We start from the raw sequence: 17,517 nt of genomic DNA on the forward strand, positions 1-17,517 counted from the left end.
GCTAGGGCGATGCTCGCATGACATCGGGCCAGAGCGGCCCGTCCCCCTCGCCCCCCACCGTGCCCTGAAACCCCGTCTCCCGCATCTTTCCGGCGACGACTCGCCGCGTCGGTGAGACCGGCACCCGAGGCAACGACGCCCACGTGCCGGCTCGCCGGTCCTCGCACGCCGTGTCCGGGTGCGGGGCGCGTTTCGTGGGCCTGCACGTGTGGCGGCAGCGGGCGGCGTACCCGTGGCAAGCCAGGGTCGAGACCCGTGAGGCACCGCAGCCGAACGAGCTACGGGCCCCACTCCTTCGTGTCCGATGATCAGACCGGCCCTTGATGTTCATGCGCTTGCGGCGATCGCTTCCCCCCGACCGGGAGACAGGGCATGCGCGAGACGGTACGAATCCGGAATGCCGCAGCGGCGGTCGCGGCCTCGGCCGCCGGACATCGACGCGCACTCGACGTACACCCTGCGCGTCGTGCTGAGCAGCGACTCGAACTTCCCGGCGCGCCGTTGGCAGTGCACACACCCCGGTCACACGCACGGCAGCACCAGCTACCTCTTCCCGGAGGCCTCGATCGCCTTCACCGGCGACGCCCTCGTCACCCATGACTCGGTGGTCGGCCGGGTCGGACCGTGCGTCATCTGCCGAGCCTTCACCCAGGACAGCCAGGCCGCGCTGGCCGCGCTGGAGAAGATCGCCGAACACGAGCTCGCCACCGTGCTGCCGGGCCACGGCGAACCGTGGAGGGACGGGTTGGCGCGGGCCGCGCGGCAGGCAGTGGCGAGCGGCATCCGGTGAGACGCCAGTTGCGCGGCTCCAGGTACCACCGGGGGCACTGCGCCATCGGTCTGTGTCTGGGCGCAAAGGAATCATGTCGTCCCGACGAACGACGACCGACGGGAACTGCTCCCCTCCCCCACCCTGCGGGCGGCGTCCGCGGTGCTGCCTACAAGGCTGCAGGCACGGTACCCCCCAGCTCGAAGTCCCTCTGTAGGAGACGAACTCGGTGAGAATTCGGACGGGGATTTCCTGTACGCCAACTACTCACATCCGGCACCGGGTCAACTACCGGACGGGCCTCGGGCCGGCACGTGCGGACGCCGAATTCCCTCGAGGTCGTCACTCTGGCGACTCCTTCAAAGCTGCGGCCCCTGGTTCGGGCGTCCGAGCCAGGAGATGAAGAGCCCGTCGGGATCCCAGGTGGCGCGGAGGTCGTCGAGAACACCCGCACTTGTTGTTCTTCCGGGTGCCCTGAGCACTGCACCCGGAGCCCCTCGACTCGGAGCGGGCCGAGTGCACGTGACACACTCCCCCGCCATCTGATCGAGCCGCTGTGCCGCCTCAGCCGCCGACGAGGGCGACGAGTTTGATGAAGACCAGGTCGGGGTCGGCCGTGAGATCCACGACTTCGTCGAGGGCGTCGACCTGCCGATCGCCGGCCAGCACGAAGAACCCGTTGGCCAGGAAGGCGCGTTCGGCGATCTCGGCCTGGCGCTGCCAGTCGATGCGGCGGGCCTCGCGGAGAGGGTAGCCGTTCAGCTCGGTCCCGGCGTCGTCGGGGCGGACGAGACCGTTGAAACGGTCGCCGGGACGTTCGTTGCGCCGGGCGACCTCTTCCCGGACCCGGAGCCTGATCAGCTCCCGTACGGTCATCCGGTCCGGCAGGCCGGCGACCTCCCACTCGGTGAGCGGCTTGCCCGCCGCGGTCTCGTCCCGGAAGGTCACTGTGGCCATCAGACGCCTCGCTCGATCTGCAGGAGAATGGTCTCGTCGGTGATGTCGGTGTCGGCGGCGAGCAGGAAGGCCTTGCTGACGATCAGGGAGAGCCGCTCGTCCTCGAACGGCAGGAACACCTTGCCGTCTCCCTTGCCGCGAGCCGGGACGACGCACAGGTAGCTGTCGTCCGGTTCCATGAGGATGTTGGCCGAGCCGAGGTGAATCCGGTACGTCCGCAGATCGCCGCGCACGACCAGGAACCTGCCGTCCAGCGTGCACCGGTCGGCGATCTTCAGGCGGGGCAGGATCCGTGCCAGGGCGTCGCGGCGCGCCTCGGCGCTCTCCGTCAGCTCGGCGAAGGAGGCCCGCTCCCAATACCTGCGCCCGGGGCCGCCGTCGGTCCAGTCGGGGTCGGCGGCGATCGAGGTCACGCCCACGAAGAGGTCCACGTCCCGCATCGCCTCGCTGAAGACGATCGGGGGCACGTCGGCGAGCGGTGTCTCGTGCCAGGTGCCCTCCACCCGGCGGTCGAACCGCACCTGGTCGGTCGAGGCCAGTTCGTCGCCGCCCGCCCAGTCGGCCCAACCGTGGAAGAAGCGGACCCGCCACTGTCCTGCGGCGAGGATGCGCTCGGCCTGATCGAACTCGCCGCCGTCCCAGGGGCCGAGCCGGTCGCTCTTCCATCCCCGGGACCGGAACAGGGCGAACATCGTGCGGTAGTGGACGATGTGCGCGGCGAAGCGGTTGGAGTAGACGCGGGTCCGCTCCTCGGCCGGGGCGAGGCGGTAGATCTCACGGAACGCCTGCTTGAACGGCTGCCGTACACGGCGTTCGGTGAGCAGGTCTCGAAAGGCTCGGACGGCGTCCGGGTCGGAGCGGAGCGGATGCCAGAGCCGTACGGCGGCCTCGTCGGGTGCGTCGGGAAGGTGCTCGTCCGTCTCGGGCAGGACGGCCCGCCACTCTCCGGGGGCGACTTCGATCTCCCAGATCAGCCGACGTACGAGAGTCCGGGCGAGCGGATGCCCGGCCAGCTCGGTTCGCCACCAACCGTAGGGGTGGACGGCGTCGACGGTGCACCCACCCTCCAACGCTCTTACCAAAGTGGCGAGTTGGGCGTTCACGCGCTTCACCAGATCGCGCAGTTCCCTGACCAGGGCGGTGTGGTCACGGCGGACCGGCGCCGGGAGGCTCCTCAGTGGGCGGCCGTCCTTCTCCCAGGTCAGCGTGGCGGTTTCGGCGACGGTGACCACGGCCTCGTAATCGCCGGCCCGCCGGCGCAGCACGCCGCCCATGGTGGACCCGCCGAGGCATGCGGTCTCGAAGCCGAGCCGGGGCAGCCGCAGTGCCACGTCCGTGCGTTCCGCCAGGGCCGCGTCCACCTTCTTGAGCATCTTGTCGAGCTGCTTGGGCACCCCGGCGTGCCGAACGGTCCGGCGAACGGTGCGGATCGCGGTCACCAGCTCCGGCGTCGGGAAGTCCTGCGCGGCGCGCACCACTTCGTACAGGAGGGCCTGCGACGGAAGTGTCCGGGCCGCCGTCGGGGCGAGACAGACGCCGGGCAGCAGCCGGTCGAACAGCTGAGGCAGCCAGGGTTCGTCACGCAGCAGCGCCACGCGCAGGGCCTGTCCCAGCGCAGTGATCTCCCGGTCCGTGAACGCCTTGTCCGCGTGGTAGGGAATGGCACCCTCCGCGATCGCGTCGGTGCGGTCGGCCGCCGCTTCCAACGCGCGGCGGGCGAACGCCACGTAGGCCGGGTTGTGGACCGACCTGCGCCATGCGTGGGCGCCCGGCGAGTCATACCGGTGCTCCGGGCCGAAGTCGGACAGCAGCGCCCGTCGCGCCGGGGGAAGGCCGGCGACGACGGCGATCTCGTCCGCGACGATGGGGCCCACGTCGCGCGAAAGGCGCTCCACGGCCGCGCGCAGTGTCTCACCGCCGGCGAGCCCCGCGACGGCGAGCAGTGCGTACGGCTGGCGCAGGGGCTCCCTCTCCAGCCGGATCCCGACGAGTGTGCGGGCCTGTTCGGACACATCCGGCGCCGGTGCCGTGCAGTGTTCCAGCGCGTCGAGGCCCAGGGTGAGGTCGGCCCAGCCGCGCTCCTGTGATTCTTCGACGAGTGCGTCGAACATGCTCCGGCAGGCGTCGGGTGTGTAACGCGGCCGCCGTTCCCTGGCCGCGTCCAGGATCGAGAAGCGGACCGTCGACATCGTGCGCCCGGCCGGGGTGTCCCTTCGGTGGGCCGCCACGAACAGAGTGCCGAGCTCCTCGTCGGAGACCTGCCACAGGTCCGGGTACCGGTCCGTGTCGCCGAGTGTGAAGTCCGGGTCGGTCAGCGCGCGCATCAGCCGGGCTGCGAGGTCCATCAGGCTCCCTTCTTGATCTGACGGAGAATCGTCCTGTCGATGATCTTCGTGTCACCGCGAGCAGGAAGGCGTTGTCGAGGATCAGGCAGAGCCGCTCGTCCTCGAACGGCAGGAACACCTTGCCGTCTCCCTTGCCGCGAGCCGGGACGACGCACAGGTAGGCGTCGTTGCGGCGCCGGGGAGGAATCGGCACCGGCGCGCGGCGGGGCTGCCCACGGGGCGTGAGCGGGGATCAGACCTTCGGGGATGTTTGCCTCGTCCACGGTCGCGAGCCGCGAGCGCAGACGCTGAGCGAGCATCGCACGCCCGCGTGCCTCGACCGTGGCGTCCACGAGTTCGGTGTGCGCGTGCCGCAGCCAGGGCAGGACCACGCGGAGGCCGTCGGCCTCGAGCTGGTCCGCGGCGTCCGGCACCGGCCTCGGTGAGTACGCGAACCGGAAGTTGCTGTCGTACTCGGTGGCGCGCAGGAGCATCACCGCGACCTCCTCGGGCGTCCACCTCCGCGCCCGGGAGATCAGGGGCTCCAGCTCGGTGCCGTACCGCCACGGCCTCGTGCCGTCGAAGCGGGCGGCCGGCACGAGGCACACGATCGCGGCCCTGCCCTCCTCGTCCGCGCAGGCGTCGAGCCGTCCGTCGATCTCGGCCCGGACCGCCGCGCCGGATCCGCCGGCTCGGCGGTGCTCGTGCCCCAGGACCCGCCGGAAAACCCTCCGCTGACGTTCGAGGAGATCCACGAGCCAGGGCACGCGGTGGAGCGCCGCGGACCGTGCAGGGTCCAGCGAGTCGTTCCTGCGGGATTCGGTCGCCGGGTCGTCGAACAACATGGCCGGATGATGACAGGGGGCACTGACAACGGGACCGACTCCGCGGGATCAGCGGGCCGCTGAACGGTGCGCCGTGCCCACGGGAAGGCCGGGCCCGTGCCGTCGGCTGAGACATCGCCATCTCACGCGTCCCGGGCATCAGTTGACCCGGGCAGCGGTACCGTGTGCCCCTGACCGTCGCCGGGCCCCATGGCCCGTGATCAACAGGGGAGTTTCATGCAGCACCGCAGACCGCGCCACCCCCGCAGACTCATAGCCCGAGCGGTCGGAACCGCCGGTGTGCTCGCCGTCGCGCTGAGTGCCGGGGTGACGCCGTCGATGGCCGCCGGGAAGGCGTCTTCCAAGCCCACGGCCACCGGGTCGTCGCCCGACGAGGACGCCACGAACTGGGCGCCCGACAACGACACCGCGGCTCTGCCCCAGGGCACCCGTCCCGCCGCCACGCTCGCCCGTGGCCGGGCCGCCGTCCAGCTCAAGCTTCCCGCGCCGAGCGGCCCCGACCGGGTCGGCACCTTCAGTCAGCACCTCGTCGACAAGTCCCGCACGGACCCGTACGTCTCCGGCAAGCGTGCCCGCGAGTTGATGGTGACGTACTGGTACCCGGCCTCCTCCACCTCCGGGCACGCTCCGGCACCGTGGATGCCGTCGGTCTCGGGCGCCCACTTCCTCCGCTCGCGTGGCCTGTCGCCGCAGCAGGTCTCGCTGCCGCAGACCTCCAGCCACGTCCTGGCCCCGGTCAGCACCAAGCTGGGCAAGCTGCCCGTGCTCCTGTACTCGACCGGGCTGCACTCGGACCGCGCGATGGGCACCGCCCTGGCCGAGGACCTCGCCAGCCGGGGCTACATCGTCATCGCCGTCGACCACACGCACGACGCCAACGAGGTGCAGTTCCCGGGCGGAAGGCTCGAGGTCAACGCCATGCCGTCGGGCGCGCACTCCTCCGACACGCTCAACGTGCGGGCCGCCGACATCAAGTTCGTCATCAACCAGCTCGGCACCGTCGCCAAGGGCGGCAACCCGGACGTCGACCACGCCAAGCTCCCCTCCGGCCTGTCGAAGACCGTGGACACCACCCGCATCGGGATGTTCGGCTGGTCGCTGGGCGGCGCCGCGGTCGACACCGCCATGCAGCTCGACCACCGCATCGCCGCCGGAGCCAACCTGGACGGCCAGTTCTTCGGCACGGCGCCGAGCAAGGACCTGAACCGCCCGTTCATGCTCTTCAGCTCCGGCACCCACAACCGCAACAACGACTCGTCGTGGCGCACGCTGTGGCCGCACCTCAAGGGGTACCGGGTCGACATCCAGCTCCATGGCTCGAGGCACCTCTCGTTCAGCGACAACGAGTGGCTGGTGCCGCAAGTGGCACCCCTGCTCGGGATGTCGCCGGACCAGGTGCGGCAGCAGTACGGCACGATCGCCACCGACCGGGCGATCAAGATCCAGCGCGTGTATCTCGCCGCCTTCTTCGACCAGGAACTGCGCAAGAAGCACAGCAGCCTGCTGGACGGCCCCTCCAAGAACTATCCGGAGATCGCCTTCGTCCGCTGACCTGCGTCCAGGAGACGGGCTCCGCACGGGCCCGTCCCGAACCGCTCGGCGAGTTCGATCCGGTCACCGTACGAACGGCCGGCCCAGCGCCTCCCGAGCCGGCTGCCGCCCGGTTCCCCGAAGGGGATGCCCCGGGGACACGAGTGTGACGGTTGCCTGATCTCGTACGGCTAAGGTGTGCGCTCGGTCGAACATCCGAGCGCTCGTCGCCGGTCGAGAGAAGCGGCCCGCCGTTCTGCCCACACCTTGCCGGCGTCACGTCACACCACACGCTCCAGGCCCGCCCGCCACGCCGCTGTTCGTGCCGCTGCCGGCGGTGCCGACCGCGGTCGCCGACCGATGCGGCAGGCGCCTGAGCCGCGACGGCCGGTCCGCCAGAGCTTCTCCCAGCGGTTCACCCGCCTACGACACGCAGGCCTGAGCGGGCGCGGTCCCGGCGCGCTCGGGACGATGCCCCGCGCCCTGAGGCGTGACTGCCGGGGGCCGCTCGGCCTGGGCGGGCGGCGGTGTACGGCGGTGGGACGACGGGTGCGCCGGAAGCCGGTGACGGCAGTCCCGCCGCAGGTGCCCGCGGCCCCGCGATTGCCCCCTTCCTCACCCGTACGGCGGTAGCCAAACGCCGGGAGGGCGATCAAACTCCGGCGGCTCGGCGAGGCGCGTGCGACGGCGGGAGACGCGCTGGTGAGACGACCGGGCGTTCGACTGCTGAGCGTGCGGACGACCGCACGGACGGCACGCGTACGGCGACAGGTGTCGCGCTCTGCCACGGTGTGTGCGCGGCGCGGGGTGGCCGGACAATGGTCGAATGGGGGCCCCGGCCCGATTCCGGCGGGCCGGGACCCCGTATCTTGCGGGAGGCGCTGGATCAGTAGTCCCAGTGGTTGACCACCCGGAAGCTGGCCACGACGCCGTTCTTGACCTCGATGCCGTCGACGTGGCCGGGCTGGATGCCGTAGCTGGAGCTGCCGGGTCCGACGGTGGCGATCGGAGCACCGTTGTCGCACACCACCCCGCGGAAGACCTCGATGGTCCGGTGGCTGTCGTTGCGGATGTTCAGCGTTCTGGCGCCCAGGCCGCTGATCACGGTGACGCAGTCGCCCGTGTGGCTCGAGTACGACCGCTCGTTGATCTGGATACGCCCCTCGTCACCTCCGTACCAGCCGTCGCCACCCCTGCTCCAGCCCTCGTCGCCCCTGTTCCAGCCCTCGTCGCCCCTGCTCCAGCCGTCGTTCCCCCTGCCCGGTCCACCATCGCCGCCGAAGGGCGCCGCGGCCGGGGCGGAGACGGCCGGGGCGGGCCGGGGCGTCCGGGCGGAGACGGCAGACGCGTAGGTGATACCGCTGGCGGCAAGCGCTGCCGCAGTGGCGACACCGGCAGTGACGACGGTGGAACGATCGAGCTTCATGTCGCTTCTCCTGTCGCAGAGATGCCGGCCCGTCAGCCAGCTTGCGATCAGAAAATTACCCATAGCAGTCATATCAGTCATACCGGAATTCTTCCCCAGGGGGCCGATCGAGGTATTCCTGACACCGTCCACCGCCCCCTCCGGGGGGCGATCGGGCATCAAATAACCCTGCATAAGAGAGGATTGACTGAGTATTAGACCGTCTGAGTGATCTTCTGACGCATGGTCACCCGGTCCCTGCTGCGGCGTGTCGGTGCGACAGGGACGGAAGGAGCCGTGTTAGGCGGAGACCGGCGGCACCGCAGGAAGGTCAGCGCCCTCCTTCCGCCGCTCGTCGGGGAGTTCGGGTGGCACGACCGGAGTTCGCTCGACGGCGCCGATCGGTGGAATGACCGCTCCGTGCGGGGGTTTGTGGCGCAGGCACTTCCGTGCCGGGGCTGGTCCCCGGTCAGGCGGGGGCGATCGTGTCGTCCACGGGAGCCGGGACGAAGCCGGTCTGCGCGCAGAGTTCACTGCCGGTGGAGTCTCGCAACGGCTCGTTGGTGAGGGAGTGTCCGATGTCCTCGACGGCGAGCGGAACGGCGTCGAGGCGGCCCGGTACGCACGGTGGTCGAGGAAACCGCCGTCGAGCAGGGCGACCGGCGGAACGATGCCCTGCGCGTCGGGACCGGTTGGTCTCGCGCTTGTCGCACAGGACGCGCGTGGGTGACGGAGAGGGCGCATGACGTGCGGACGCCGAGGGCTTCGAGCTCGGTCTTGACCACTGCGCCGCGCAGGGAGTTCTCGTCCGGCAGGGGGATCGCCACGGCTGTGTCGGCGCCTCGGGCGACGACGCGTGCGACGAACTCGTCCGGTGTCGCGGCGGGTTCGAACCGCGGCCGCCCGCGGATCCCACCGGCGGACGATGCGTTTGCCCGCCCTTTGCAGTGACCGCTCCAGCCGGACCCACTGGTCGTTCGTCAGGTCACCGCACTGACGGGGCGTGAACATTCACTCCCAAGAACACCTCCCACGAAGTGCCCCTGGCGGCCGACCTCACGGACGCCTCAGGATCGGTGCTCCTCCGCGGGGGTGAGGTGAGCCAGGCACAAGGACGGCTCGACGAAGGGTTCCAGGCGGTCGACACCCAGAGGGGACCGCACTTCCCTCAGGACGCCGCGCATCAGGCCCAGATGGAGGGAGCACACGACGTCGCGGTGTTCCTCCGCGGCCTCCCGGAACGGGCAGTGGCGCAGCGGAATGACCTGCTCCTGCCGGTCCTGGACGGGGCCGGGAGAGAAACCGGCGTACGCGAGGACCTGGGTCAGCCGCCGGACGGCTTCCTCGGCGTCGATGCGCTGGACGGGCGAGGGCGTGTCGGCCAGGTAACGCCCCCACGCCTCTCCGGCGTTCACCGCGGCCTGGGCCGGATGCGGAAGTACCTCGGTGACGAGGCCGGTCAGCATCTGGGCCAGGAGCTGGTAGCTGCGGTGGCCGGCCGGCACCTGGGACAGGGCGGCGTGGTAGACGGTGCGGGGTCTGCCGGGCCGGCCACGCCCCTCCGAGCGGGACTCGGCGAGCCCATCCTTGACCAGTGCGTCGAGGTGGAATCGGACGGTGTTGGGGTGCAGGCCAGTCTGCTCGGCGATCTCCCGGACGCCCGCCCCGTCGGGCGCGGCGCGCAGTACGTCGTGTACACGGGCCCGGCTCTCGCCCCCGGCGGGAGAGCCGACCGGATCCTGCAACGTCTGCTTGTTCACGACAGCATTTTACCCGGGAACATCGTAGAAACGCAGAAAAACTTCTGACCTGCGCTCCGTCGCCGCTCCCGGCACTCCTCGTCCTCGTCGTCGAGCCGGGCCGGCCGCGTCGCGAGGCGGTCGACCGGGATCTCGAACTCCGGGTTCAGGTCGGTGAAGTGCAGCAGTCGGTCGGCGAGCCAGGCCAGGCTGACGGTTTCCGCCCCCCGGCGGCCGCGAAGTTCCCCGATCGCCCGGTCGGTCACGTCCATCGCTCACCCTTTCGTGGGCCGTGCCGGTGCCACGGCCCTTCGTGCCACGTCGTCACCCGGTGAGGTCGGCGCGGCGGCGGATCTGCATGCCGGGGCGGCGACGGTGCACGGTCACATGGGCCAGGCCCCGGGACCCGGCCGTGATGCTGCGCGTCGAGCCGTGCGGCAGCCACAGCAGCGCCCCTTCCGCCAGCGGCAGCGCGCCTTTGGGGGTGTCCATCACGCCGTCACCGGTGACGACGAGCACCAGGACGTCCAGGTCGGGCTCGGCGTGGGTGCCGATGCACTCGCCGGCCGGCAGCCGGATGAGGTTGGCGTCGAGTTGGCGGCCGTACTCGGCCAGTTTGCACAGCACGCCCGTGGGTTCGGCGGGGTCGCCGGTGAGGGCACCGACGTCGCACAGCAGGCGCGCGACCGCCGTCCCGGCCGACGGTCCGCCGATCGCCTGCTCAGGCATCGTCGGCCACCCGGGTGATGCGGACCTGCCACCGCTCGGGCCCGGACTCGACATACTCCCAGGTGAAGCGGCCGGGGTGGGTGGCCTCGAACTCGCGGCGCAGCGGCTTGGGGTCGTGGTTGTTGACCAGGACGAAGGACTCTCCCCCCGCGAGACGGGCGAAGCGGGTGAAGATGCGCGGATGCCGTCGGCCGTGCGGGATCTCCCGGACGTCGAGCACCGCCGTCTCCTCGAGGCGGCCACCGTTCAGGACGGTGGTGAAGTCGCCGACCAGCGCGGACAGTTCCACACCGGCCAGGTCCGCCAGGGCCGGCAGCAGTACGGCGCGTTCCATGCCGAAGTGGACGGTGAGCATGCCGGTGAGGGTTCGGGCGGTGCCGGCGCGTTCGGCGCTGTCGGCTGCCGCGGCCAGGGAGTCGGCGTGCCGACCGATCAGGTCGGCGCCGGTGCGCAGTGCGCGGACCAGCAGCCGGGTCTCGGCGGCACCTGAGGCGGCCGCGTACAGCGTCTGACCGGTGGCCTGCAGAAGACGGCGCAGGCGGTCCGTGAAGCCGGTGGTGGGCTCGTCGGGGGACTCGGTGAGCGCGGCGAGCTCGGCGAGCAGGTTCCGGCGGGTTTCCTCGACGACGGCCTGCGCCCGGACGTCCGGGTCGGTGTCGGTCGCCTGGATGAACACCTCGGCAGCGGGTGGCATGCGTGATCCCCTTTGCTCCTGGCCGGGGGCGGGGACGCCCTGTGGGCGCCGCTCAATTATTACATGCCACCTAGTAAAAACTATACGGCTCGGTCGACCGGCGCGAATACAGGACGGCATCTCAAGGATACGGAGGCACAGGCACAGTCCGCTCCGCACACCGGCGACAGGTTCTTCCACGAAAACAGTGAAAATCTCGGTGACGTGTTCGAACGAGCGGGCGCCCGTTCCTCACCGCCGCTTGCTCAGCCACTCGGCGAGGACGGCGGCCTGACTGTGGTCCACGTCCTTCGTGGCGGTCAGCAGCATGACCTTGTCGTGCGCCGCAAGGTCACGCAGATGTTCGGCCGCCTCGCGGTGTTCGGTGTCGCGCAGTTCTGCCAGGTAGCGGCGGCGGAACTCGGTGAAACGTTCTGGTTCATGGCCGTACCACTTGCGCAGTTCGCTCGACGGGGCGACGTCACGCAGCCACTCGTCGAGATGCGCGTCCTCCTTGCGCATGCCCCGCGGCCAGACTCGGTCCACAAGCACTCGCTTGCCGTCCTGCGGCGAAGTGTCCTCGTAAACCCGGCGACAGGTGATCTGTTCGGCCATCACGATACCCCTTCCGGATGGGTCGCTCGGCCGTGCCACGAGCAGGTGGGCCACTGCGCCCTTTACTCCACGACAGGCAACTCCCGTCTCCCCCATTCTACGGTCGCGGCCGGGGGTACGGCCCGTGCCCTGGCATGCGGCCGGAGGGGTGTCGGCGCCCGGATCCCGCCGAGCTCCGCGCCGACTCGACGCACGCGGGCCGGGACGCCACAGCCCGCCCGGCGGAAACGCTCGGCTCGCGGCGGCGGCCGGCCCGCCATCCGGCCGGACACGAGGCCAGTGACGGATCCCTCACACCCTCCTTGCGGCAAGGGGTGGACCCGCCCCTTCGGCAGGTCCGATCGTGGGCACCATGAACGATCACCGCGTGACACCCGTCGGTGCCGGCTCCGGCGGCCCCGCTCCCGCCCACGGCCACTCGTCCGGTGCCGGATCGCCGGAGCCGGGCGCAGCCGCCGGCGCGGAAAGGGGCACGAGCACGGTGACATCCGGTGAGGAGGCCCGTGAGGTCCGGCGTTTCTGGGCAGGGCTCGGACTTCCCGGCCTGGTCGACGTCCACACGCATTTCATGCCCGAGCGTGTGCTGCACAAGGTCTGGGACTACTTCGACACCAACGGACCACTGACCGGTGGACTGGAGTGGCCGATCACCTACCGGAGGCAGGAGGCGGAACGCACCGCTCTGCTCCGGGAGTTCGGCGTCCGGGCCTTCACCGCCATGCTCTACCCGCACAAGCCCGGCATGGCCCGGTGGCTGAACGGATGGGCGGCCGGTTTCGCCCGCCGCACCCCCGACTGTCTGCACACCGCCACCCTCTACCCCGAGCCGGGCGTCGAGGACTACGTCCGCGACGCCGTCGAAGCCGGCGCCCGGGTGTTCAAGGCGCACGTCCAGGTGGGGGCGTACGACCCGGCAGACGCACTTCTCCGGCAGGCATGGGGGATCCTGGCCGAGGCACGGATCCCCGTGGTGATCCACTGCGGCTCCGGGCCGGCGCCGGGCAGGCACACCGGTCCCGAGCCGATCGCCCGGGTGCTGGCACGGCACCCGCAACTGCGGCTGGTGATCGCCCACATGGGAATGCCCGAGTACGAGGAGTTCCTGGGCCTCGCCGAGCGGTACGACCAGGTACGGCTGGACACGACGATGACGTTCACCGACTTCGCCGAGGGACTCATGCCGTTCCCGCGCCGGGCCCTGCCCCGGCTGGCCGCGCTCGGCGACCGCATCCTGCTGGGTTCCGACTTCCCCAACATCCCCTACCCGTACCTGCACCAGTTGCACGCCCTGGAGCGGCTCGGTCTCGGCGACGAATGGCTCCGGGCCGTGTGCCACGACAACGGGGGCCGGCTGTTCGGACGGTGAGTCAGGCCGCCCGCACCATGGGCATGGACGGTGCCTCGGCCGGCCCGGCCTTCGCGCCCTGGTTCCGGCCGACGCGGTCCTGTCGGGCGCCTGCCGGTTTGGCCGGCGGGCCGACCCGGATACCCATGGCGCATGATTCCCTCGCGCGTCGACGAGACCCTGCCGGAGCTTGCGCCGTTCGTGCACGCCGTACAGGCGCGGCGGCCCGACGACGGCACATGGTGCACGATGGCACATGGTGCGAGGCCTGGACGGTGAGGGACGTCCTGGTCCACCAGACGGGCAACGCCGAGGAACTGGCGCGGGTGCTCGAGGCGTATCCCGGGGGCGCGCCGGTTCGGACCCGGGGCTTCGGCCGTGAGGCTCCCTTCCGGCGGATGTCCGACGCCGAGCTGTGGGCGGCATTCCTGGACCGGTGCGAACGGCTCACCGAGATCGCCTCGGCCGCCGCAGAAGACGCGTCACCGGAGGCGGAGGTGATCTGGACCGGCCGTACGGTGAAGGTCCCCTTCTTCGCGGAGCACATGCGCGAAGAGCTGATCCTGCATCGCTGGGACCTGACCGGCGACGACCGGACGGCGGTGCAGGCGCTCACCGAGCCGTGGACGACCGAGCACAGCGTGGCGACTCGAAGGCCGACTGCGCACCCCGGGCATGGACGACGTCGTGGTGACGGCGGACGCCGAGGGCGGCAGCATCCGGCTCGCCGCCCCCGAGGGCCCCGCCACGATCGAGAGCGACGCGGCCGTGCGGGTCCTGCTGCTGTGGGGACGACGTCCCGCCGACCCCTCGCGCTGGCACAGCTCCGCCGGGCCCGAGACCCTGCACAGGCTGCGGACGCTTCTGAGCGGCTACTGAGGCGCGGTGTCCGTCGAGGCCCTGAACCGGCGGCCCACGCGGATCACGGCCGACCTCAGCGGCCGAAGACCCCGTCCTCACCCGGCCCCCTGGGGTCACCCCCCTGCCTGCACGACGAACGGTTGCATCAGCGTCACGGAAATGGGGGCGGTGCTGCTGTCGTCGGACACCTCGCACAGCAGGCTGCGGTCGTGGATCAGGCGCAGGGTCGGTGGCAGGCCATGGCGGACGGCGTCGGTGACCGGCTCGCCGACCACCAGTTCGGCGGTCAAGACCACCCCGGTGCGACGACGCCGGGGCGCGACGCCGACATGGCGGCGACCGGGCACGGGACTCGCGAGGAGATCACCGACCGCCACCGGCGCGCAGCGACGCGCTGGGAAACGGCCGGCACGCCGGACGTGCCCGGCATCCTGCGCGAACAGCTCAACGGCCCGGCGGGGACGCCGACCGGGTACGCCGCTGATCGGCGCGACACGGCCTTTGGTCTGTTGCGCGCCGCCTCCTGGCCACACTCTTCGCCCTATACCCCATGGGGGTATACAATAAGGCGTCGTTGACGCCAGCCCACGGCGAAAGGCTGCAGGCATGCATGCGATCGGACACGCGTTGTCCATTGCCGGGTCGATGACCTGGGAGATCACCTGGGCGTTGATCCTCGGCTTCACCCTGTCGGCCGTCGTCCAGGCCGTGGTGCGCCGCGAGACGGTCGTACGGCTCCTGGGGGACGACCGGCCCCGCACACTCGCCCTGTCCGCGGGGCTCGGTGCGGCCTCCTCGTCCTGCTCGTACGCCGCCGTCGCCCTCGCCCGATCGCTGTTCCGGAAGGGGGCGGATTTCACGGCGGCGATGGCCTTCGAGATCGCCTCGACCAACCTGGTGATCGAACTGGGCGTCATCCTGGCGCTGTTGATGGGGTGGCAGTTCACCGCCGCGGAGTTCGTCGGCGGCCCCGTCATGATCGTCGTCCTCGCGGTGCTGTTCCGGCTCCTCCTGCGTGAGCGGTTGCTGCGGCAGGCACGGGAGCAGGCCGAACAGGGGCTCGCCGGGTCGATGGAGGGACACGCCGCGATGGACATGTCCGTGCGCGGCGAGGGCGGCTTCGTGGGCCGACTGCTCTCCCGCGACGGCCTCACCTCCGTCTCGCACATCTTCGTCATGGAGTGGGCAGCGATCCTGCGCGACCTGGTGGCGGGACTGCTGATCGCGGGAGCGATCGCCGCGTGGGTGCCGGACGACTTCTGGCGCGGCTTCTTCCTGGCGGACCATCCGCTCGCGGCCGAGCTCGTCGGGCCGCTGGTCGGGCCGGTGGTGGCGATCGCCACGTTCGTCTGCTCGATCGGCAACGTGCCGCTGGCCGTGGTGCTGTGGAAGGGCGGCATCAGCTTCGGCGGTGTCATCGCCTTCATCTACGCCGACCTGCTGATCCTGCCGATCCTGAACATCTACCGGAAGTACTACGGCGCCCGGACGGCCGCCTTCCTGCTGGGCACGTTCTTCACCGCGACGGCGGTGGCCGGATACGTGGTGGAGTTCGCCTTCGGGGGCCTGGGTCTCGTCCCCGACCAGAGCGACGCGAGAATCCCCCATGCGGGAGTCGGCTGGAACTACACGACCTGGCTCAACATCGCCTTCCTGCTGCTGGCCGTGATCCTCGTGATCCGCTTCCTGCGCACGGGCGGTCCGGCGATGCTGCGGATGATGGGCGGCTCACCGGAGCCCGGGGAACGCGGACACGGCCACGTCCATGGACGGGGCGAACACGGCCCCTCCTGAAGCGCGCGCCTGCTGCGGCTCGTCCGACGTGCCAGGCCACTGTCGGTGCGGAAGCGTCGGTAGCGGGCGCCGCGGCCGGCCGGTGGATCGCTGCCTGTGGCAGGGCCGACGACTTCGGGCTGCTGCTCCTCAGGCCGGCCTTCGACCTGTTGACGGTCGGGCACGGCTCCCGGAAACCCTTTGGGCTTCTCGGTGGGCTGGGTCTGACCGTCGTGCTCACGCCGCTCGCGGCCGCCGCCCTGGAGTACGACATCGCCGCGCTCACGCTGGTTCTGTGAAGGGCGGGCGCTGTCGACGGCGTGAACCCGGCGTCCAGAGCCGTGGATCGCTCTGCAGTCGCGGGCGTCGACGTGGCCTGCGGAGGTCCCGTGTGCCGCGCCGTCGGCCGGGCCGGGTCAGTGCCCCGCGTTCGTCCGACGCCTGGAGCGGAGGTACCAGACGGCCGCCGCGGCGGTCAGCCCGCCGCCCGCGCCGAGGGCCGCGATGCCCACGGAGTCACCGCTGTCGGCGGCCCGGGTGGCGACACCGGCGTGCACCGTCGTGGTCGCGCCGGGCGCGTGGCAGGTTCCGCCGCTCACCATGTCCCGGTGCATCTTGACCACGGGGCGCGCGCCCTTGGCGGCGGCGACCGCTGCCGGGACGGAGCCGCCGGAGATCTCCTGATCGATCATGGCCAGCGCCTTGGTGTGCGTGTCGGCCTGCAGCTTGAGCCACGCCGCGTCGTATCCGGAAGTGCCCGCCTTGGCCTGTACGGCGGCGAGTGACCGGCGCTGCTCGGTGCTCTCGCTGCTGGGCAGCGAGACGTTCAGCTTGCGCGCCAACGCCCGGACGTCCGAGTCGAGCTTGGTGTGGTCGGCGACGAACTTCGCGGCTACCTGCCGCACGCAGTCGGTCGTGGCGTGGTTCGCCGCGTCCCTGCCCGCGGCGATCTCCGCGAGGTTCCCCTGGTGGGCGGCGCGCACGAACGACGCGTCCTGCGTGCCCGTGCCGACGGCGAACGCGGGCGCGGCGGCCGGTGCTGTGCCGCACATCGCCGCCAGGGTCAGCGCGGCAGAGGTCCTTGTCCGGTGCATCGGGGGTGCTCCTTCCGACCAGTGCGCGGACGACCGCGCCGGTCCAGTTCGGAAAGCGGGCGACTGGTGCGCTGCCCGACCTCGCATCCCTTCCACCGATCCCGACCGGCGTCGACGACACGCCGCATCGTCACCCGATCGGCACAGCGAATCACCCCTTCGGGGGCGGCCATGCGGCGCTCTGCGGCCTGCCGCTGTAGCGCAGGCAGTACGTGCGGCCCTCGACGCCCCATTCTCCGGTGGGTGGTCGCAGGCCTGCGTCGATGGCGCGCAGGCTGGGGCGGCCGATATGGGCGTAGACCAGGCGTCGTACTGCGTGCCGTGCCGCCCACTCGGCCACCGCGTGGACGCTCGCGTGGCCGCCGACGCCGCCCCGGAACCGTATGGGCCGTTCCCAGGCCGCCGCCTCGGCGAACATCAGATCCGCCCCCGCGGCCCAGGCCGGGCACTCCCAGAACTCCGGCGCCCAGACCACCACCACGTTCCCGGCGCTGACCCGGTAGCCGTACGCCGGGTGCGACGTGTGGGCCACCGGGCAGCAGCGCACCTCGACCTCACCGGCCCGGAAGTCGCCCGCGTGGACGCGGACATCGCGCAGTGCCCCCCGTTTCCGCAGGACGGACCGCAGTTCGGAGCTCTCGTCGCTGACCAGCCACGCGTCCAGGCGTCCAGGCGGCGGTTCGGCGCCCGGGCCGCCGTCGAAGGCCACCCGGTGCCCCGGGCAGCGCAACAGCAGGCCCGCCGGGGCGAACCGGGGCGAGTTCATCGCTCCCACGCCGAGGAGCGTCAGCCGGAGCCAATGGTTCATGGGAACGGGCGAGGCGTCTCCCCCGGGACCGGCCCGCCGCCCAGCGGCCC

16 protein-coding genes and 3 pseudogenes are annotated in these 17,517 nt (G+C 71.2%); 7 read left to right on the forward strand and 12 right to left on the reverse strand.

Annotated elements, in window-relative coordinates:
- Positions 1-397 precede the first annotated feature (397 nt).
- Positions 398-790, forward strand: coding sequence for an MBL fold metallo-hydrolase (locus tag AC5WRT_RS27365; RefSeq protein ID WP_496096717.1), 393 nt, complete (start codon positions 398-400; stop codon positions 788-790).
- Positions 791-1,333: 543 nt separating this feature from the next.
- On the opposite strand, the gene AC5WRT_RS27370 is transcribed toward AC5WRT_RS27365, so the two are convergent.
- The 3 genes and pseudogenes from AC5WRT_RS27370 to AC5WRT_RS27380 all read right to left on the reverse strand — a co-directional run.
- Positions 1,334-1,726 carry a hypothetical protein gene (locus tag AC5WRT_RS27370; RefSeq protein ID WP_496100695.1) on the reverse strand — a complete coding sequence of 131 codons (393 nt, stop codon included), beginning with the start codon at positions 1,724-1,726 and terminating at the stop codon, positions 1,334-1,336.
- Positions 1,726-4,071: a DUF4132 domain-containing protein gene (locus AC5WRT_RS27375; RefSeq protein ID WP_496100696.1), complete on the reverse strand. Its 2,346-nt coding sequence runs from the start codon at positions 4,069-4,071 to the stop codon at positions 1,726-1,728. Before AC5WRT_RS27375 ends, AC5WRT_RS27370 begins: the two co-directional genes overlap by 1 nt.
- Positions 4,072-4,180: 109 nt before the next feature.
- Positions 4,181-4,264, reverse strand: a pseudogene (locus AC5WRT_RS27380) (hypothetical protein); the annotation flags it as partial.
- An 847-nt stretch (positions 4,265-5,111) separates the two neighbouring features.
- Between AC5WRT_RS27380 and AC5WRT_RS27385 the strand changes: the two are divergent.
- Positions 5,112-6,446 (forward strand): alpha/beta hydrolase family protein, encoded by a 1,335-nt coding sequence (locus AC5WRT_RS27385; RefSeq protein WP_496100697.1) that lies wholly within the window; start codon positions 5,112-5,114, stop codon positions 6,444-6,446.
- 865 nt (positions 6,447-7,311) lie between these two features.
- Here AC5WRT_RS27385 and AC5WRT_RS27390 read toward each other — a convergent pair.
- The 6 genes and pseudogenes from AC5WRT_RS27390 to AC5WRT_RS27415 form a co-directional block, all read right to left on the reverse strand.
- Positions 7,312-7,851 carry a hypothetical protein gene (locus tag AC5WRT_RS27390; protein WP_496096721.1) on the reverse strand — a complete coding sequence of 180 codons (540 nt, stop codon included), beginning with the start codon at positions 7,849-7,851 and terminating at the stop codon, positions 7,312-7,314.
- A 1,046-nt stretch (positions 7,852-8,897) separates the two neighbouring features.
- Positions 8,898-9,590, reverse strand: coding sequence for a helix-turn-helix transcriptional regulator (locus AC5WRT_RS27395; RefSeq protein WP_496100698.1), 693 nt, complete (start codon positions 9,588-9,590; stop codon positions 8,898-8,900).
- Between the two features lie 74 nt (positions 9,591-9,664).
- Positions 9,665-9,841, reverse strand: a pseudogene (locus AC5WRT_RS27400) (DUF6104 family protein); the annotation flags it as partial.
- A 52-nt stretch (positions 9,842-9,893) separates the two neighbouring features.
- Entirely contained in the window at positions 9,894-10,298 is a 405-nt protein-coding gene (locus tag AC5WRT_RS27405; RefSeq protein WP_496096723.1) for a hypothetical protein, read from the reverse strand.
- Positions 10,291-10,992, reverse strand: coding sequence for a DUF2249 domain-containing protein (locus tag AC5WRT_RS27410; protein ID WP_496100699.1), 702 nt, complete (start codon positions 10,990-10,992; stop codon positions 10,291-10,293). Before AC5WRT_RS27410 ends, AC5WRT_RS27405 begins: the two co-directional genes overlap by 8 nt.
- A 231-nt stretch (positions 10,993-11,223) precedes the next feature.
- Positions 11,224-11,586, reverse strand: coding sequence for a DUF488 domain-containing protein (locus AC5WRT_RS27415; RefSeq protein WP_496096725.1), 363 nt, complete (start codon positions 11,584-11,586; stop codon positions 11,224-11,226).
- A 352-nt stretch (positions 11,587-11,938) separates the two neighbouring features.
- Here AC5WRT_RS27415 and AC5WRT_RS27420 point away from each other — a divergent pair, with 352 nt between their 5' ends.
- From AC5WRT_RS27420 to AC5WRT_RS27430, 3 genes and pseudogenes are all read left to right on the forward strand, one after another.
- A complete protein-coding gene (locus tag AC5WRT_RS27420; protein WP_496096726.1) occupies positions 11,939-12,952 on the forward strand; it encodes an amidohydrolase family protein in 1,014 nt (337 codons plus the stop codon).
- A 125-nt stretch (positions 12,953-13,077) separates the two neighbouring features.
- Positions 13,078-13,500 (forward strand): annotated as a pseudogene (locus AC5WRT_RS27425) (maleylpyruvate isomerase N-terminal domain-containing protein); the annotation flags it as partial.
- A 106-nt stretch (positions 13,501-13,606) separates the two neighbouring features.
- Positions 13,607-13,810, forward strand: coding sequence for a hypothetical protein (locus tag AC5WRT_RS27430; RefSeq protein WP_496096797.1), 204 nt, complete (start codon positions 13,607-13,609; stop codon positions 13,808-13,810).
- Positions 13,811-13,905: 95 nt separating this feature from the next.
- Here AC5WRT_RS27430 and AC5WRT_RS27435 read toward each other — a convergent pair whose 3' ends face one another.
- On the reverse strand, positions 13,906-14,082 hold the full coding sequence (locus AC5WRT_RS27435) for a hypothetical protein (protein WP_496096798.1): 177 nt from the start codon (positions 14,080-14,082) through the stop codon (positions 13,906-13,908).
- 316 nt (positions 14,083-14,398) lie between these two features.
- Here AC5WRT_RS27435 and AC5WRT_RS27440 point away from each other — a divergent pair, with 316 nt between their 5' ends.
- Both AC5WRT_RS27440 and AC5WRT_RS27445 read left to right on the forward strand, forming a co-directional pair.
- Entirely contained in the window at positions 14,399-15,586 is a 1,188-nt protein-coding gene (locus tag AC5WRT_RS27440; RefSeq protein WP_496096727.1) for a permease, read from the forward strand.
- A 149-nt stretch (positions 15,587-15,735) separates the two neighbouring features.
- Positions 15,736-15,864, forward strand: coding sequence for a hypothetical protein (locus AC5WRT_RS27445; protein ID WP_496096728.1), 129 nt, complete (start codon positions 15,736-15,738; stop codon positions 15,862-15,864).
- Between the two features lie 117 nt (positions 15,865-15,981).
- On the opposite strand, the gene AC5WRT_RS27450 is transcribed toward AC5WRT_RS27445, so the two are convergent.
- A complete protein-coding gene (locus tag AC5WRT_RS27450) occupies positions 15,982-16,659 on the reverse strand; it encodes a DUF4142 domain-containing protein (RefSeq protein WP_496096729.1) in 678 nt (225 codons plus the stop codon).
- 151 nt (positions 16,660-16,810) lie between these two features.
- The gene (locus tag AC5WRT_RS27455; protein ID WP_496096730.1) at positions 16,811-17,467 is read right to left on the reverse strand and encodes an MBL fold metallo-hydrolase; all 657 of its coding nucleotides are present in this window, start codon (positions 17,465-17,467) and stop codon (positions 16,811-16,813) included.
- Positions 17,468-17,517: the final 50 nt, after the last annotated feature.

The sequence above is a fragment of the Streptomyces sp. NTD91 genome, from assembly GCF_059510455.1.

Excerpts from the sequence above, each read along its gene's own strand:
- AC5WRT_RS27365 (WP_496096717.1), top strand. The coding sequence starts at position 398 with ATGCCGCAGCGGCGGTCGCGGCCTCGGCCGCCGGACATCGACGCGCAC.
- AC5WRT_RS27370 (WP_496100695.1), bottom strand. The coding sequence starts at position 1,726 with ATGGCCACAGTGACCTTCCGGGACGAGACCGCGGCGGGCAAGCCGCTC.
- AC5WRT_RS27375 (WP_496100696.1), bottom strand. The coding sequence starts at position 4,071 with ATGGACCTCGCAGCCCGGCTGATGCGCGCGCTGACCGACCCGGACTTC.
- AC5WRT_RS27385 (WP_496100697.1), top strand. The coding sequence starts at position 5,112 with ATGCAGCACCGCAGACCGCGCCACCCCCGCAGACTCATAGCCCGAGCG.
- AC5WRT_RS27390 (WP_496096721.1), bottom strand. The coding sequence starts at position 7,851 with ATGAAGCTCGATCGTTCCACCGTCGTCACTGCCGGTGTCGCCACTGCG.
- AC5WRT_RS27405 (WP_496096723.1), bottom strand. The coding sequence starts at position 10,298 with ATGCCTGAGCAGGCGATCGGCGGACCGTCGGCCGGGACGGCGGTCGCG.
- AC5WRT_RS27410 (WP_496100699.1), bottom strand. The coding sequence starts at position 10,992 with ATGCCACCCGCTGCCGAGGTGTTCATCCAGGCGACCGACACCGACCCG.
- AC5WRT_RS27415 (WP_496096725.1), bottom strand. The coding sequence starts at position 11,586 with ATGGCCGAACAGATCACCTGTCGCCGGGTTTACGAGGACACTTCGCCG.
- AC5WRT_RS27420 (WP_496096726.1), top strand. The coding sequence starts at position 11,939 with ATGAACGATCACCGCGTGACACCCGTCGGTGCCGGCTCCGGCGGCCCC.
- AC5WRT_RS27430 (WP_496096797.1), top strand. The coding sequence starts at position 13,607 with ATGGACGACGTCGTGGTGACGGCGGACGCCGAGGGCGGCAGCATCCGG.
- AC5WRT_RS27440 (WP_496096727.1), top strand. The coding sequence starts at position 14,399 with ATGCATGCGATCGGACACGCGTTGTCCATTGCCGGGTCGATGACCTGG.
- AC5WRT_RS27450 (WP_496096729.1), bottom strand. The coding sequence starts at position 16,659 with ATGCACCGGACAAGGACCTCTGCCGCGCTGACCCTGGCGGCGATGTGC.
- AC5WRT_RS27455 (WP_496096730.1), bottom strand. The coding sequence starts at position 17,467 with ATGAACCATTGGCTCCGGCTGACGCTCCTCGGCGTGGGAGCGATGAAC.